The 14,013-nt window shown below is 64.0% G+C and carries 11 protein-coding genes; 7 read left to right on the top strand and 4 right to left on the bottom strand.

Features of this window, described 5'->3' with window-relative positions; genetic code table 11:
• Positions 1 to 2: 2 nt before the first annotated feature.
• From proC to H0241_RS15630, 3 genes are all read right to left on the bottom strand, one after another.
• Entirely contained in the window at positions 3 to 818 is an 816-nt protein-coding gene (gene proC, locus H0241_RS15640) for a pyrroline-5-carboxylate reductase (protein ID WP_181058568.1), read from the bottom strand.
• 87 nt (positions 819 to 905) lie between these two features.
• On the bottom strand, positions 906 to 2,225 hold the full coding sequence (locus H0241_RS15635; protein ID WP_181058567.1) for an O-antigen ligase family protein: 1,320 nt from the start codon (positions 2,223 to 2,225) through the stop codon (positions 906 to 908).
• Complete coding sequence (locus H0241_RS15630) at positions 2,194 to 3,192, bottom strand: glycosyltransferase family 2 protein (protein WP_181058566.1); 999 nt, start codon at positions 3,190 to 3,192, stop codon at positions 2,194 to 2,196. Before H0241_RS15630 ends, H0241_RS15635 begins: the two co-directional genes overlap by 32 nt.
• Before the next feature lie 172 nt (positions 3,193 to 3,364).
• Between H0241_RS15630 and H0241_RS15625 the strand changes: the two genes are divergently transcribed.
• The 3 genes from H0241_RS15625 to H0241_RS15615 are packed head-to-tail and all read left to right on the top strand — an operon-like array spanning position 3,365 to position 6,245.
• Positions 3,365 to 4,537: a glycosyltransferase gene (locus H0241_RS15625; RefSeq protein WP_181058565.1), complete on the top strand. Its 1,173-nt coding sequence runs from the start codon at positions 3,365 to 3,367 to the stop codon at positions 4,535 to 4,537.
• Positions 4,534 to 5,328 carry a WecB/TagA/CpsF family glycosyltransferase gene (locus H0241_RS15620; protein ID WP_181058564.1) on the top strand — a complete coding sequence of 265 codons (795 nt, stop codon included), beginning with the start codon at positions 4,534 to 4,536 and terminating at the stop codon, positions 5,326 to 5,328. Before H0241_RS15625 ends, H0241_RS15620 begins: the two co-directional genes overlap by 4 nt.
• Complete coding sequence (locus tag H0241_RS15615; RefSeq protein ID WP_181058563.1) at positions 5,325 to 6,245, top strand: DUF6492 family protein; 921 nt, start codon at positions 5,325 to 5,327, stop codon at positions 6,243 to 6,245. Before H0241_RS15620 ends, H0241_RS15615 begins: the two co-directional genes overlap by 4 nt.
• Here the strand turns inward: H0241_RS15615 and H0241_RS15610 are convergent.
• Positions 6,242 to 7,537 carry a lipopolysaccharide biosynthesis protein gene (locus H0241_RS15610; protein ID WP_181058562.1) on the bottom strand — a complete coding sequence of 432 codons (1,296 nt, stop codon included), beginning with the start codon at positions 7,535 to 7,537 and terminating at the stop codon, positions 6,242 to 6,244. The two genes, H0241_RS15615 and H0241_RS15610, sit on opposite strands and share 4 nt — an antisense overlap.
• Before the next feature lie 198 nt (positions 7,538 to 7,735).
• On the opposite strand from H0241_RS15610, the gene H0241_RS15605 reads away from it, so the two are divergent.
• The 4 genes from H0241_RS15605 (at position 7,736) to H0241_RS15590 (ending at position 13,999) form a co-directional block, all read left to right on the top strand.
• A complete protein-coding gene (locus H0241_RS15605) occupies positions 7,736 to 10,036 on the top strand; it encodes a GumC family protein (RefSeq protein ID WP_181058561.1) in 2,301 nt (766 codons plus the stop codon).
• 229 nt (positions 10,037 to 10,265) lie between these two features.
• Entirely contained in the window at positions 10,266 to 11,165 is a 900-nt protein-coding gene (gene folD / locus H0241_RS15600) for a bifunctional methylenetetrahydrofolate dehydrogenase/methenyltetrahydrofolate cyclohydrolase FolD (RefSeq protein WP_181058560.1), read from the top strand.
• Between the two features lie 53 nt (positions 11,166 to 11,218).
• Positions 11,219 to 12,181 carry a GlxA family transcriptional regulator gene (locus H0241_RS15595; RefSeq protein WP_181058559.1) on the top strand — a complete coding sequence of 321 codons (963 nt, stop codon included), beginning with the start codon at positions 11,219 to 11,221 and terminating at the stop codon, positions 12,179 to 12,181.
• Between the two features lie 147 nt (positions 12,182 to 12,328).
• Positions 12,329 to 13,999 carry a vWA domain-containing protein gene (locus H0241_RS15590; RefSeq protein WP_181058558.1) on the top strand — a complete coding sequence of 557 codons (1,671 nt, stop codon included), beginning with the start codon at positions 12,329 to 12,331 and terminating at the stop codon, positions 13,997 to 13,999.
• The last annotated feature ends 14 nt before the right edge of the window (positions 14,000 to 14,013 follow it).

Raw genomic sequence — 14,013 nt, 5'->3', positions numbered from 1 at the left:
ATCTACTTCCCGAGTTCGATCGACCTGAGCCGCGCTGCCTCTACCGCCTCGGTCAGCAGTTTCGTCAGCCGATCTTCGCCCATCAGCACGGCAAGCGCTGCGGCTGTGGTGCCGTTGGGGCTGGTGACCTGCTGGCGCAATACCCCGGGTTCCTCGCCGCTTTCGGCCGCGAGCGCGGCAGCGCCATAGACGGTCTGCATGGCCAGCAGCCTGGCGGTCTCGGCCGGCAGCCCGGCCTTCTCGGCGGCAACCGTCAGTGCCTCGATGAAGTGGAAGATGTAGGCCGGACCGGATCCCGAAACCGCCGTCACCGCATCCATCAGGCCTTCATCGTCGATCGTCGTCACCACACCGCTCGCCGACAGCAGCTCGGCAACGAAACGCCTGACATCGTCGGTAACCAGCGGGTTGGAATAGACCACCATCATGCCCTTGCCGATCGCCGCCGGCGTGTTCGGCATGCAGCGGATGATCGGTGCGAGATGGCCGAGGATATGCTCGAACGTGGCGACCGGCGTGCCGGCGGCGATGCTGACAAAGGTGGTTCTGCCGTCGCCGAAGCGCTTGTAGGCGGCGGTGACGTCGCGGATAACCTGCGGCTTTACGGCGATGACGATCAGGTCGGGCTCGGCCTCGGCCGGGATTCCGTTCGCGTCCGCGGCGACACCGCAACCAAGGTGCTCTGCACGCTTGCGCAGGTCGGCATTGGGCTCGACCACGAACACGGCTTGCGGCGCAAGCTTGCCGGATTTCAACCAGCCCGCCAGCATGGCGTAACCCATATTGCCGCAGCCGGCGAGAACAAGCCTGATCGTCATTGAGAGCCCTCCGAAACAGGCTTCTCCTTAGACGCTCCCGTCCGAGCGGGGAAGTCCCTCAGCGGTGGCCAGATCAGGCCAGCCCGGTCAATTTCGCCGGCGCACCGCGATCGGCCGCAGCGACACTTGCCTCAAGCCAAGCACGCCGAGCACGAAAAACAGCCAGACAGGGTCGCCGCGATGGAAGAAGAAGCTTTCGAGGAAAGCGTTCAGCGCCGTGAACAGCACCACCATCATGAAGAAGTCGCCGAGATAGATGTTCTCCTTGCGCGGCGGGATGCGCATGTAGTCGCGCAGCGGCGCGATCAGGAAGGTGTAGACCGCCACGCACAGCGCCGGGATGCCCATCAGCACCGCGATGTCGAGATAGCCGTCATGGCCATGCACGATGGTCCTGATGTCCCAGGGGCGGTCGAAAGGCTGATCCTGGCTGAGCAGCAGCGGTGTTCCCCAAAAACTTTCATAGCCGTAGCCGGTCCAGGGCTTCTTCGCCAGCATCGCGCCCGAGAACTCCCACAACGTTGTGCGCCCGGTATAGGTGAGGTCGGGGAAATAGGTCGCCGTCAGTTCCTTGACTGGCGGAATGAAGACGATGCCGAGCGTGCCGACCGCCGTGGCAATGATCGCCAGCGCAAACAGGATCGGCGTGCCGAACCGCATGCCGATCAGGCCCGGCAGCACCACGATCAGGATCGAGAACGGCACCAGGCCTGCGGTCGTTTTGGAGCCGGTGTGCAGCATGAAGACCATCGCCGCGCCGAAGATCGCCGCGCCCCAGAACCGCTGCCCGCGCCGAAAGAGATAGAGGCCGGCGAAGCTGAAGCAGGCCATGACCGGCCCGGCGATGTTCTTGTGGGCGAAGACGCCGCGCCACAGGCCCGCATGTTCAGGCTCCTGCGAGTCGGCCGTGTGCAGGGCTTCATGCGGAAAGACGATGAGGCCGATATAGGACAGGCCAATGACCGCGATCGCGCAGAAGATGATGACTTTCGAGAAACTGTCGGCGTCGCGCGGCAGCACCAGGACCGTCGCTATCGTCAAAATGCCGAGCAGCGTGAAGAAGGCCGCGCGCATCGCTGAGGACGGGTCGGTCGCATTGATGACCGAAAGCATGAAAAAGCCGAGCATCAGGATCCAGGACGGACTGAGCAGAGAGCGCACCACCTTGGGGTCGGCGAACGTCAGCAGTGAGAAGATCGAGATGGCGCCGAGCGAACTGAAGCCAAGCTGGTTGACGATGTCGCCGCCGTCGCCGGTCAGTTCAGCACCTGCCGGCTGAAACGGCCGGAACGACACGATGATGACGGCAAACAACAGCGCGGCAATGGCCGTCGCAACACCGTCGCGGGTGACGATGCCGCCCAGCAACAGCTCGTCAGTTCTTCTCAGGCTGCCTGTATTGCTCATTGGCGTATCCGAATTCGGCAAGCACGCGGCCGAGCGCGACATAGACGGGGTAGAGCGCCGTCGACAGCGATCCTGTCCGCGCCAATTTGAGTGCGCCACGCAAGGGCGAGGCTACCAGCAGCGCAAGGCTTTTCGCAAACACCTTGACGCCGGCCAACGGTGTGCCGGCGCGTTTCTTTTTCTCAACCAAGGTCGAGATCACACCATTGCGCAGGCTGCGGGCACGGATCCAGTCGGCCTCGACGCGCCTGGCCGGAACGCCTTCGCGCACCTTGGCCTCGGCGCACCAGCCAAGCACGAACCCTTTCTGCGCCGACCGGCTGAGGAAGTCGGAATCGCCGCCACCCATGAAATTGAAGCGCAGGTCGAGGAAGGGCGGGCCCATGGCGGTCAGCACATTGCGCCCGACCAGGAGGTTCCCCGAGGAATAGAGTGCGGCCACGCACCCAGTCTCGCGATAGGGCGGCGCAAACACCGGGTGCTCGGCCCATTTGGCGTGTGCCGGATCGGCAAAGACCGGCACTTGCGGCCCACCGACAATGTGGGCGCCAAGCGTCTCCGCCGCCTTGCACATCCGCTCCAGCCAGTCGGCATCGGCGATCTCGTCATCGTCGATGACCAGCAGATGACGAAAGTCAGGGAAATGCAGGATCGCCGTCTGCCAGCCGGCATTGTAGGCGCTGCAATTGCCGCGCTCATGGGCGACGATGACCATGCCCTGGATATCGCCGCGCTCGAGCAGCGGCACTGCCGCCTTGGCGCCTTCACGCGCCTCGGCCTCGTTCTCGATTACGATAACGGCGAAACGCCGGCTGGTTTGCTGCGCCTTCAGCGACGCCAGCGTTTCCAGGAGCAGTTGCGGCCGCTTGAAGGTCGGCAGCGTGACGACGACTTCGATGGTCTCGGCGACGAGCCCCGGAGAGCGTCCCGCGATCGATACCGAACCATCCGATGACAAAGGGATCATCCGCTCCAGCTGTATGGCATTAAATCTGGCTTCCGATAGCACCGCGATGATAAGGTTTCGTTAATCACCTTTCGCAGCGAGCCTGCTGATCGGTGCCTTTCATCCGTTGCGTTGAGTGACTTAATCAAGGGTTCACCCAGCTTTGATAGTGGCTGACGCTTGGATAGGTGAGATGCATCTGCTGTTCGCCACATCGATCGTGCCCGACGGCGCACTCGCTTCGGGCTATGAGATCGCCAATGCTGCGATTATCGCCGCTTTGCGGCGCGCTGGCGTGCGCGTCACCGTCATCGGCTTCATCTGGCCGGGCAAGGCGCCCAGCGATCCCGAAAACACCATCGTGCTCGGCGCCATCGACGTGCGCACGGAAAGCGCCTCGGCACGGCAGAAGCTCGCCTGGCTCGGCAAGGCGATGCTGTCAGGGCTCACCTTCGCTTCCGTGAAGCTGCGCGCGGTTTCCGACAGCGAAGTCGGCGCCGCGATCGAACGCGCCGGCCCTTTCGACGGCTATGTCCTGAACTCCGTGCAGTTCGCCGGCGCCTTTGAAAAACTGTTCGCCAACCACCCCTCGATCTTCGTCGCCCATAATGTCGAACATGCTTCGGCAAGGGAGAATGCGGCCGCAGCAAACAGTCGCTTCCAGCGCCTGCTGTTTGCCCGCGAGGCCAGACTGCTCAAGACCATGGAGGAGCGGCTCTGCCGCCGGGCCTGCTTCGTTTTCACGCTGGCCGAGGAAGATCGCGCGGCACTCGGCGTTGCCTCCGACGACCGCTCGGCGGTGCTGCCGCTGGTGACCACTGCCACGGCGCCCAAGCCTGTAAAGCCGCGCCGCATCGATTACGACGCGGCGCTGATCGGCACCTGGACCTGGCAGCCGAACCGCATCGGCCTCGACTGGTTCCTGGAAAAGGCCGTGCCGCATCTTCGCCGGAATTTTCGCATCAGGATCGCCGGCAACATGCCGTCCGACATCAGCTCTGCGCATCCCGGTGTCGAATTCGTCGGCCGCGTGCCCGACGCGCAGGCTTTCGTGCGTGGCGCCGCCGTCATTCCGCTGATCAGCACCGCCGGCAGCGGCGTGCAGCTCAAGACCATCGAAACCTTCGAACTCGGCCTGCCGTCGGTGGCCACCAGCCGCTCGCTGCGCGGCATCGACCATCGCCCGGCCAATTGCGTGGTGTCGGACGATCCGGCTGCCTTCGCCGGCGCGCTGGAAGCGGCGGCGGCCGATGTCAGGGATGTCGACGGCAGCGCCTTCCATCGCCGGCAGATCAAGGAACTGGACGCCGCCATCAGGCTCGGTCTGGAAAGGCTCGGGCCGGTCGGGCAGGAGGTGTTTGCATGAACATGCACACCGCCCGCGCCGCCCTAGGGCTCGATACGCTGAAGACGATCCTTGGCATTTCGGTCCTCGCCATTCGCTGGGATGACGCGATCGCGCTGCTGGCCCGGCTGATTGCCGAGCGGCGCTTCACCAAGGTCAGTTTTCTCAACGCTCACAATGCCAACATCGCCTATACCGATCCGGTCTTTGCCGAAGCGCTCGACGATTTCCTCATCCTTCCCGACGGCGTCGGCGTCGATCTGGCGGCAAAGCTGCTCTACGGCGCGCCATTCCCGGACAATCTCAACGGCACCGATTTCATTCCGGCGTTTCTGCAGGCATCGGCAAGGCCGCTGACCGTCGGGCTGCTTGGCGCCACCCGCGCCAACGCCGAGGCGGCGTCGGTCAAGCTGGCGGTGCTGGCCGTGCAGCACAAATTCGTCGTCATCCATGACGGCTATTTCTCGCCCGCCGAAGAGCAGGCAATCGTCGACCGCATCGAGGCATTGCGGCCCGACGTGCTGCTTGTCGCCATGGGCGTGCCGCGCCAGGAATTGTGGATCGCCCGCCATATCGACGCTCGCCACTGCACGCTGCCGGTCGCCGTTGGCGCACTGCTCGATTTCCTCTCCGGCACCGTGCCACGGGCGCCGCTGTGGATGCGCCAGCTGAGGCTCGAATGGCTGTTTCGCCTGTGCATCGAGCCGGGCCGGCTGTGGCGCCGCTACGTCGTCGGCAATCCCTTGTTCCTGTGGCGTGTCGTCAAGCAGAAATTCTCGTATCGGCCCAAGCCTGCCGGAGACCGGCGGTGAACAGCCGCTTCGTGCCTGATACCACCGCCGACACGGGTGTCCTGCCGCAGACGCCGACAGCGGCGGTTGTGACCGCCAGCTATGCGCCGGATTTGGAGCGCTGCCGCCTGCTGTGCGAGACCCTCGACCGCCATGTCTCCGGCGTGGCGCATCACTACATACTGGTTGAGCACCGCGACGTGGCGCTGTTTCGCCGATTGGAAAACAACCACCGCACTGTCGTCGACGAGCGCGACCTGCTGCCGCGCTGGCTGCGTGTGTTCGACGATCCGATGAGCCTATTTCGCCGTCGCATTTGGCTCAGTTTCAAGACCCAGCCGCTGCGTGGCTGGCATGTGCAGCAGCTGCGCCGCATCGCCATCGCCGCGCATGCGAGGGAAGACGTCCTGGTCTTCTGCGATTCCGACGTCGCCTTCCTCAAACCGTTCGATCTCAGCGCCTTCTGGAGCGACGGCAAGGTGCGGCTGTTCCGGCGCGACGGCGTGCTTTTGAACGAAGGTCACGAGCACCGCATCTGGTCGCGCAATGCGGCCTCGGCGCTTGGCATCGATCCGTTGGAAATTTCGACCCACGACTACATTTCGACGCTGATCGCCTGGCGTCGGCAGACCGTGATAGCGATGTGCGCCGAGATCGAGAAGGTCCATGGCCGGGGCTGGGTCGAGGTCGTCGGCTCGGCGCGCCGATTCTCCGAATGCATGATCTATGGCCGCTATGTCGATGATGTGCTGCAAGGCGCCGGCCATTTCCATGGCTCGGAAGAATTCTGCCGCGTGCACTGGACCGGCGAGGCGCTGTCGGATGACGAGTTCCGCCGCTTCGTCGCCGACATGGCACCGGGGCAGGTGGCGATCGGCATGCAGTCCTTCATCGGCACCGATATCGGCCGCATCCGCCGTCTGATCGGGCTGGACTAGATAGCTTTTGCCGGTTTGCGCATCGCCGAATAGGTCAGCAGTGCCGAGGCGAGATAGAGCAGCAGGAAGACGATATTGAGCGACAGCACCAGCGTGGGCGTGTCGGCGATCGTGGTCAGCACATAGGTCAACAGCACCGCCTTCAGCCCGGCCAGCAGGCCGAGATTGAGCGCGCGGATCGCTGTCTGGCCGCGCGCGAACAAAAGCTCGGCCTGGTATTCGACCAGGTTGCGCAGTCCCGGCACGCCGATTGCCAATGCCACCAGGGGCGCTGCTTCGGCGACATTGCGGCCAAGCGCATTGGGGAAGAAATGCAGCACGATGCCGAGTGCGGCCAGCGCCAGTGTCGACACCAGGAACACGCCGCCTTCGATGCCGCTCTTGACCCGCAGTCGCGACAGAAGGTCCGGCGCCCGCATCATCCGCTGCACCAGCATCATCGAGAAGGTGCGGATCGGGATTGCCGTCAGGTCGACCAGCCGCATGATGATGGCATAGATGCCGGCCAGATGCGGCCCGCCGATCGCCAGCACGAGCAGCTTGTCGAATTCCGACTGCAGGTAGAACAGCACTTCGGCGCCGGCGACATAGATCGAATCGGCAAGGCGTCTGAGATAGAGCTCGGTGCGCAGCCTGAGCCGCTGGCGTGGATAGTAAAAGCCGAAGGCTAGCAACAGCGAGGCGGCGTTGGCGCCGATATAGAACAACGACCACACCCAGACGCTGTGTTGCCCAGACAGCATGAACAGCACCGCGCCGAGCGCGCGGAACGCCGTGGTCACGATCGACAGCACGGCGGCGCGGCCGAATTTGCCAAGCCCGTTGTTGACGATCAGCACCACTTCGACCGGCCGCCACAAAAGTGCTTCGGCAAAGACGATTGCGGCAAAGACGGCCAGCGGCACGGTGCTGGCAAAGAAGATCAGGTAGACGCCGTAAGAGGCAGCTGCCAGCAGTGGCAAGGACACGGCGCCAAGCAGCAGGAAGCCGGCGGTGAAGGTGCCGATCAGCTTGGGGCGGATGGTGGCTGTGCGGTAGAGCGCCGAAATGAAGCCGAAGGCGAGGATGCGCGACAGCATGACGCCGGCCGCCGAGGCGGTGGCGAACATGCCGAACTCGGCGATCGAGAGCGTGTTGGCGAGTGCGATGAAATAGGCGAGCGAGAACACCAGCCGCCCGCCGGCGCCGCTGATCGCCGAGAGATAGTCGCGGACCAGCCCCCGTCGCTCGGCCACGAAGGTACCGATCCGGGCGAATGGCCGCCTTTTCGGTGTGTCGCTGGCCTGCATCATGTCGAGGAAAGCCATAGGCCGGAAAGTTTAACGCGCGGTTCTGACCGCCCTTTTACGCTCTCGACAATGTGCGGCAGAAGCGAGAAACTTCGGCTTCGGGCCAAGGAAATTAACCTTTTGTTTCCCATGCCTGTTTAGCGTGGCTTAACGATTGGCCGACCGCCGCTCCCAAGCCGCCAAGGGTAAAGTTTCGAGACAATGGTCGACAGGGAAAACCGTGAAGACTGGAGGCGCGAGCGCTCCCTCCTGGCGCTCGGCAGAGCTGTGCGCGGCGACGAGGCGGCGGATGCGTCGCCGGTCTCCATCGGTGACCGGGCCGATCCGTCATGGCGCGAGGACGCCGCCACACGTCACCGGATCGCCCGCTCGCAACGCGAGGCGCAGTCGAACCCGCCACGCGAAGCGGCGCCCGAGCCGCCGCGGTTCCAGGCCGCCAGCACATGGTCTGCGGCAGGTGTGCCTGAGGAGCCTGTTCAACGTCAGGAACCTGCCCGCGGTTTCGATCGCCCCCGCTATGTCGACGAGTCCCGCTATACCGACGGGCAGCGGCCGGATCGCGGCGACGATGACGGGCAGGAGTGGAAGCCGCTGATCGATCCACTGCAGGTGGTCCGCGGCATCACGCGATCCAAGCTGCTGATCGTCTCGACAACGATCCTGGGAACGGTACTGGGCGTTGCCATCGCCCTTTCGACGCCGAAGAAATACGAGGCCACCACCCAGGTGGTCATCGAGCCAGGTGACCTGAAGCTTTCCGACACCGATCTCACCCAACCCGTCGGGCAGCCCGATGCGGCGCTGGCCGTTGTCGAAACCCGCATCAAGATGGTGACGTCCGGCAAAGTCCTCGACAAGGTCGTTGAGGCTCTCAAGCTTACCGACGATCCGGAGTTCAACGGGCAAGGTTCCGGCGGTCTCGGCGTCATGTCGCTGATCCGATCGATACTGTCGCGCCAGGATGGACCGGCAGGCGAAGATAACATTCGCCAGGCGCTGGCCGTTCGCAATCTGGCCGAGAGCCTGTCGGTCGAGCGCAGTGGGAAGACCTTCGTCGTTTCCATCGGCGCCACCACGCAGAGTCCAAAGTTGTCAGCGGAGATAGCCAACACAACGAGGGACATTTTCCAGCAGGAAGCGGCCCAGTATCAGTCCGAAATGGCCGGACGCGCGACGGGCCAGCTGACGGACAAGCTCAGTAATCTGCAAAAAGATGTCGAGGCAGCCGAGCGCAAGGTCGAGGATTTCAGGGCCACGCATGATCTCGTCGACGCGCAGGGCCATCTGATCAGCGACGACCAGATGCTGAAGCTCAACGAGCAGCTCTCCGTCGCCCGTGCCCGCACGCTGGAACTCAACGCCCGGGCAGCGTCGGCCCGTTCGCTGGACGTCAATTCGGTTATCAACGGCACCCTGCCCGAAGAGATCAATTCCAACACGATGAGCGAACTGCGCTCGCAATACGCGGCGTTGAAGCAGGAGGCCGACCGCGCTGCCGTCCGGCTAGGGCCGCGTCATCCCGAATACCAAGCACTCAATGCCCAGCTCTATGGCTCGGGCGAGCGCATATCAGGCGAATTGAGCCGCATCGCCTCGTCGCTGCAGGTCGACCTGAAGCGCGCGGTCCAGCTCGAGCAGGGTCTCGCTTCCCGTCTGGCCCAGGCAAAGGTCCAGAGCGGCGACGTCAACAGCGACCTGGTCAGCTTGCGCGAATATGAGCGCGATGCCACCGCCAAGCGTTCTGTCTACGAACAGTATCTTCTGCGCGCCAAGCAGACCGGCGAACAGGAACACATCAACAGCACGAACATCAATGTGATGACCGTGGCTCGCCCGCCACTCGAAGCCAACGGGCCGTCGCGGGCTGTTATCGCGCTTGCCGGCCTACTGCTCGGCCTTGCTTCCGGCATTGGCCTCGGCGCGATGCGCGGCGCCTTTGCAAGCCTGCGCGACGCCGCCAATTCGCGTTCGCGCTTCCGGATGGAGGAACCTCGGCCACCGATCGAGGACAGGGCCTATCGGGCGGCGACACCGATAACACCTGCAACGCTTCCTGTGCCTCCGGTGACGGTTGCTCCGACCCGGAAGCCAGGTCTGTTCCACGGCATGCTGTCAGTGGTGCGCAATGCCATGCCAGGCGGCGAGACGTCGCAAGAAAAACCCACAAGCATGGGCCGCACCCAACCGGCCGCGCCCGCTATCGCCGAGCGCACAGGGCCGGTGCAGGAGCCCGTGGGCTATCGTCAGCCGGACTCCCGGCAAGAGGGTCCGGACGCCTATCCCTATGGGCAGCTGCATGGCTACGCGCAGCCCGCTGACTACGCCTACTCTCAGGCCCAGCCGATGCCTGCAGCGCCCGAGAGGTGGTCTTCTCCGCAGCCGGCCGAGGCGGCGTCGGACGACCAGCAGGCGCAGATCGACGATATCCGCGCCGGTCTGCGCGAATTTCGCGAGGCCGTCCGCGAGCTCACCGAAAACCGTTCGCGCCGCCGCTATTTCTGAGCCCGTCAGCACGGAATAAAAGCTGCCGGTTTCGAGTTTACGGCATCTGACGGCGCTTTGACGGGATTGCTTGGGCCAAATTTCGTGAAAATGCCGCGCAGCATGGCGCTCAAAAAGCGCTGCCGTCGGGCTTGACCCGAATGGGCGGAACGTTTGGAACAACGACATGCACGAAACAACGTTCAAGGCGCGCGCCGCGCCTTGGCTGGAATGATGTCGAGGATGGTTCATGGCCGAAGTGATTGACGGAAAGATCGTCGCCGGAGACGTGGTTCAGAAGGTCAAGGCCTTGACCGAGGAGCTGGTTGCCAAGGGCAAGGCCAAGCCCGGCTTGGCGGTGGTCATCGTCGGCGAGGATCCGGCAAGCCAGGTCTATGTCGCCTCCAAATCGCGCACCGCCAAGGAATGCGGCTTTCATTCGCTGCAGCACACGCTGCCGGCCGACACGTCCGAAGACGCGCTGCTCAAGATCATCGGCGAGCTCAATGCCGATCCGGCCGTAAACGGCATTCTGGTGCAGCTGCCGCTCCCCGCCCATATCGATGCCGGCAAGATCATCCAGGCCATCTCGCCGCAAAAGGATGTCGACGGCTTCCATTTCATCAATGTCGGCAAGCTCGGCACCGGCGAACTCGAAACCGCCTTCGTGCCTTGCACGCCGGCCGGCTCCATGCTCCTGATCGAACGCGTACGCGGCAAGGATCTTTCCGGCCTCAATGCGGTGGTCGTCGGCCGCTCCAACATTGTCGGCAAGCCGATGGCCAATCTGCTGCTTGCCGCCAACTGCACCGTCACCATCGCCCACAGCCGCACCAGGGACCTGCCGGCGCTGGCCCGCACCGCCGATATTCTGGTGGCCGCCGTCGGCCGGCCCGAAATGGTCAAGGGCGACTGGGTCAAGCCAGGCGCCACCGTGATCGATGTCGGCATCAACCGCATCGCCGCACCCGAGAAGGGCGAGGGCAAGACCCGTCTCGTCGGCGACGTCGCCTATGCCGAGGCAGCGAAGGCGGCCGGCGCCATCACCCCCGTGCCCGGCGGTGTCGGACCGATGACCATTGCCATGCTGATGGCCAATACGTTAGCCTCTGCCTACCTTGCGGCCGGCTTGAAGCGGCCTTCCTTCTGACCCAGAAAGCAGCTTCTTTGCCGAACCCCAGTATTCCCTCTGAACGGCCGGTCATGGATGATCCCGTTCAAGGCGGCCGGCAATTCGCGTTCCTGCTGGTCGACAAGTTTTCGATGTTTTCGCTGGCCGCGGCGATCGACACTTTCCGCTCGGCAAACCGCCTGCTCGGCCGCGATTTCTATGGCTGGACGACGGTTTCGGCCGACGGCGACTCCGTCATGGCCTCCAACGGCCTGCCGCTCAAGATCGACTACGCGGTCGCCGACCTGCCGCCGGTCGACATCCTGTTCGTCTCGGTCGGACTGACCACCGAATTCCCCGGCAAGAGCAAGGTGCTGGCGGCGCTGCGCAGCTGGGGCCGGCGCGGCAACGCGCTCGGCGCGCTCTCGGTAGGCTCTTATCTCCTGGCCGAAGCCGGCCAGCTCGAAGGCTATCGCTGCACCATCCATTGGGAGAACCGCGCCGGCTTCGTCGAGCGCTTTCCAGACATCAACTGTACCGGCAACGTCTTCGAGATCGACCGCAAACGCTACACCTGCGCCGGCGGCACCACCTCGATCGACCTGATGCTGGAGATCGTGCGCGGCGATTTCGGCTCAAACCTCGCCAATGGCGTCGCCAACCAGTTCCAGCATGAGCGCATCCGCTCCGCTGGCGACCGCCAGCGCGTCGGGCCGGAGCGCGACCTGACCGGCAAGTCGGAGAAGCTCAGGCGCATCGTCGAACTGATGGCCGACCATCTCGACGAGCCCTTGTCGGCGGTGCAGCTCGCCAAATCGGCGGGCCTGTCGGTGCGCCAGGTCGAGCGGCTGTTCCTGCGCCATTTGAGCGTGACGCCCGGCCGCTATTACATGCGGCTCAGGCTCGAGCGGGCTCGCGAATTGCTGCGCCAGACCAACATGCCGATCCTCGATGTGGCCATCGCCACGGGTTTCACCTCGCACTCCTATTTCGCGCAGAGCTACCGGCTGCAGTTCGGCCGTCCGCCTTCCGAAGAGCGGCGCACCACCTACTGATGCGGTGCTGAGCCAGCCTCGGAACAGGCCTCGGCCAGCGCCGATCCTGTTACACTGCAACCGTCAGTGACCGCTCGAGGCTTGTGTCCGAACGCGCTGTCAAATAGCTTCCGGCGCGGACCAGAGGGCGGCCTCAAGGAGATTTCCATGGCGGGACTTTTGCGGAGCGTCGCTGCGGCGCTGCTCCTTTTGTCGATGACTTCGCTCGGCTTTGCCGCGAACAAGGTCATCATCATTCTTGACGCTTCAGGCTCGATGTGGGCCCAGATCGACGGCAAGCCGAAGCTCGAAATCGCGCGCGAATCGCTCAGGACCGTGCTGCAATCGGTCCCGGCCGACGACGAGATCGGCTTCATGGCCTATGGCCACCGCGAAAAGGGCAGCTGCGACGACATCGAGCTGATCGTGCCGCCGCAGGCCGGCTCGGCAAGCGCCATTTCAGCCGCTGCCGACAGCCTGAAATTCCTCGGCAAGACGCCGCTGACCGCTGCCGTCAAGCAGGCGGCCGAAGCTCTGAAATACACCGAGGACAAGGCGACCGTCGTTCTCATCACCGACGGGCTTGAGACCTGCGGTGGCGACCCGTGCGCACTGGGCAAGGAACTGGAAGCGTCGGGTGTCGACTTCACCGCCGACGTCGTCGGCTTCGGCCTGACCGCCGACGAGGGCAAGCAGATCGCCTGTCTCGCCGACAACACCGGCGGAAAATACATCCAGGCCTCCGACGAGAAGGCGCTGCAGGAAGCGCTGGTCGAAACCGTCGCTGCGCCGGCCCCGGCACCCGCGCCTGAACCGGCGCCGGCTCCGGCTCCCGCACCAGCGCCAGAGCCGGAAAAACCTGAATTCAATCTGCTGCCGACCCTGGTGCTTGCCGAGGGCGGCGATCCGGTCACCGACGGCAATGCCTGGGAAATCTACAAGGCAAAGTCCGACGGCACGCGTGGCGACAACGTCACCACCGAATATGGCGCCTACAAGGGTAATCTGGAGCCGGGCGACTACATCATCGTCGCGCGCGATGGCGAGGCCAAGACCGAACAGAAGCTCAAGATCGAGGCAGGCCAGGTCTACAAGCCGCTGTTCACTATGAATGCCGGCACGCTCATCATTCATCCGCGACCAAGCGCGGGGGCGGATGTTGTCGATGGCGCGGCTGTCGTGATCGACTACCCGGGTGCCGAGAACCCCGCGACCTACTATGGCACCACCAAGATCGTGTTGCCGGCCGGCGACGAGAAAGTGACTGTCACGATCGGCCAGGGCGTGGCTACCGAGACGATTCCGCTTGCCGCCGGCAAGACCGTCGAAAAGGACATCATCGTTGGCGTCGGCCATGTCGTGGCCAACGCCTACTATGTCGCCGGCGGCGACAAGGCCGACGGTTCGGGCATCGGCTTCAAGGTGTTCAAGGCGAAAAAGAAGATCGACGGGACCAGGGAAGAGGTGACCTATTCCTATGGCCCCGACAGCAAGTTCGATCTGCCGGCCGACGACTATGTTTTGATCGCGACGGTCGACCTCGCCGTCGTCGAGCAGCCGTTCGCCGTTAAGGTCGGTGAATTCCAGGATGTGAAGGTGGCCATGAACGCCGGCGTGCTGGCAATCACCGCGCCCGGCGCTTCGAAGATCGAGATTTTCGAGGCGAAGAAAGACATCAACGGCAATCGCAAGTCGCTTGGCTACGCCTACGACCAGAAGTATCAGGCGGCGATCGCGGCCGGCGATTATGCGGTCGTCTCGGAGAAGGCGGACAACAGCTCGAAGGAAGACACCGTAACGGTCAAGGCCGGCGAGCGAGCCGAGCTGACGGTGCAGTAGGATCGTATGGACGA

The organism is Mesorhizobium neociceri, assembly GCF_013520985.1.
Classification (GTDB): Bacteria; Pseudomonadota; Alphaproteobacteria; order Rhizobiales; family Rhizobiaceae; genus Mesorhizobium; species Mesorhizobium neociceri.
The sequence above is the reverse complement of the archived record's forward strand: the minus strand, read 5'-3'. Positions and strand labels throughout refer to the sequence as shown.

Bases quoted from the DNA above. Each gene is read 5' to 3' on its own strand.
- proC (WP_181058568.1), bottom strand. From the start codon at position 818: ATGACGATCAGGCTTGTTCTCGCCGGCTGCGGCAATATGGGTTACGCC.
- H0241_RS15635 (WP_181058567.1), bottom strand. From the start codon at position 2,225: ATGAGCAATACAGGCAGCCTGAGAAGAACTGACGAGCTGTTGCTGGGC.
- H0241_RS15630 (WP_181058566.1), bottom strand. From the start codon at position 3,192: ATGATCCCTTTGTCATCGGATGGTTCGGTATCGATCGCGGGACGCTCT.
- H0241_RS15625 (WP_181058565.1), top strand. From the start codon at position 3,365: ATGCATCTGCTGTTCGCCACATCGATCGTGCCCGACGGCGCACTCGCT.
- H0241_RS15620 (WP_181058564.1), top strand. From the start codon at position 4,534: ATGAACATGCACACCGCCCGCGCCGCCCTAGGGCTCGATACGCTGAAG.
- H0241_RS15610 (WP_181058562.1), bottom strand. From the start codon at position 7,537: ATGATGCAGGCCAGCGACACACCGAAAAGGCGGCCATTCGCCCGGATC.
- H0241_RS15605 (WP_181058561.1), top strand. From the start codon at position 7,736: ATGGTCGACAGGGAAAACCGTGAAGACTGGAGGCGCGAGCGCTCCCTC.
- folD (WP_181058560.1), top strand. From the start codon at position 10,266: ATGGCCGAAGTGATTGACGGAAAGATCGTCGCCGGAGACGTGGTTCAG.
- H0241_RS15595 (WP_181058559.1), top strand. From the start codon at position 11,219: ATGGATGATCCCGTTCAAGGCGGCCGGCAATTCGCGTTCCTGCTGGTC.
- H0241_RS15590 (WP_181058558.1), top strand. From the start codon at position 12,329: ATGGCGGGACTTTTGCGGAGCGTCGCTGCGGCGCTGCTCCTTTTGTCG.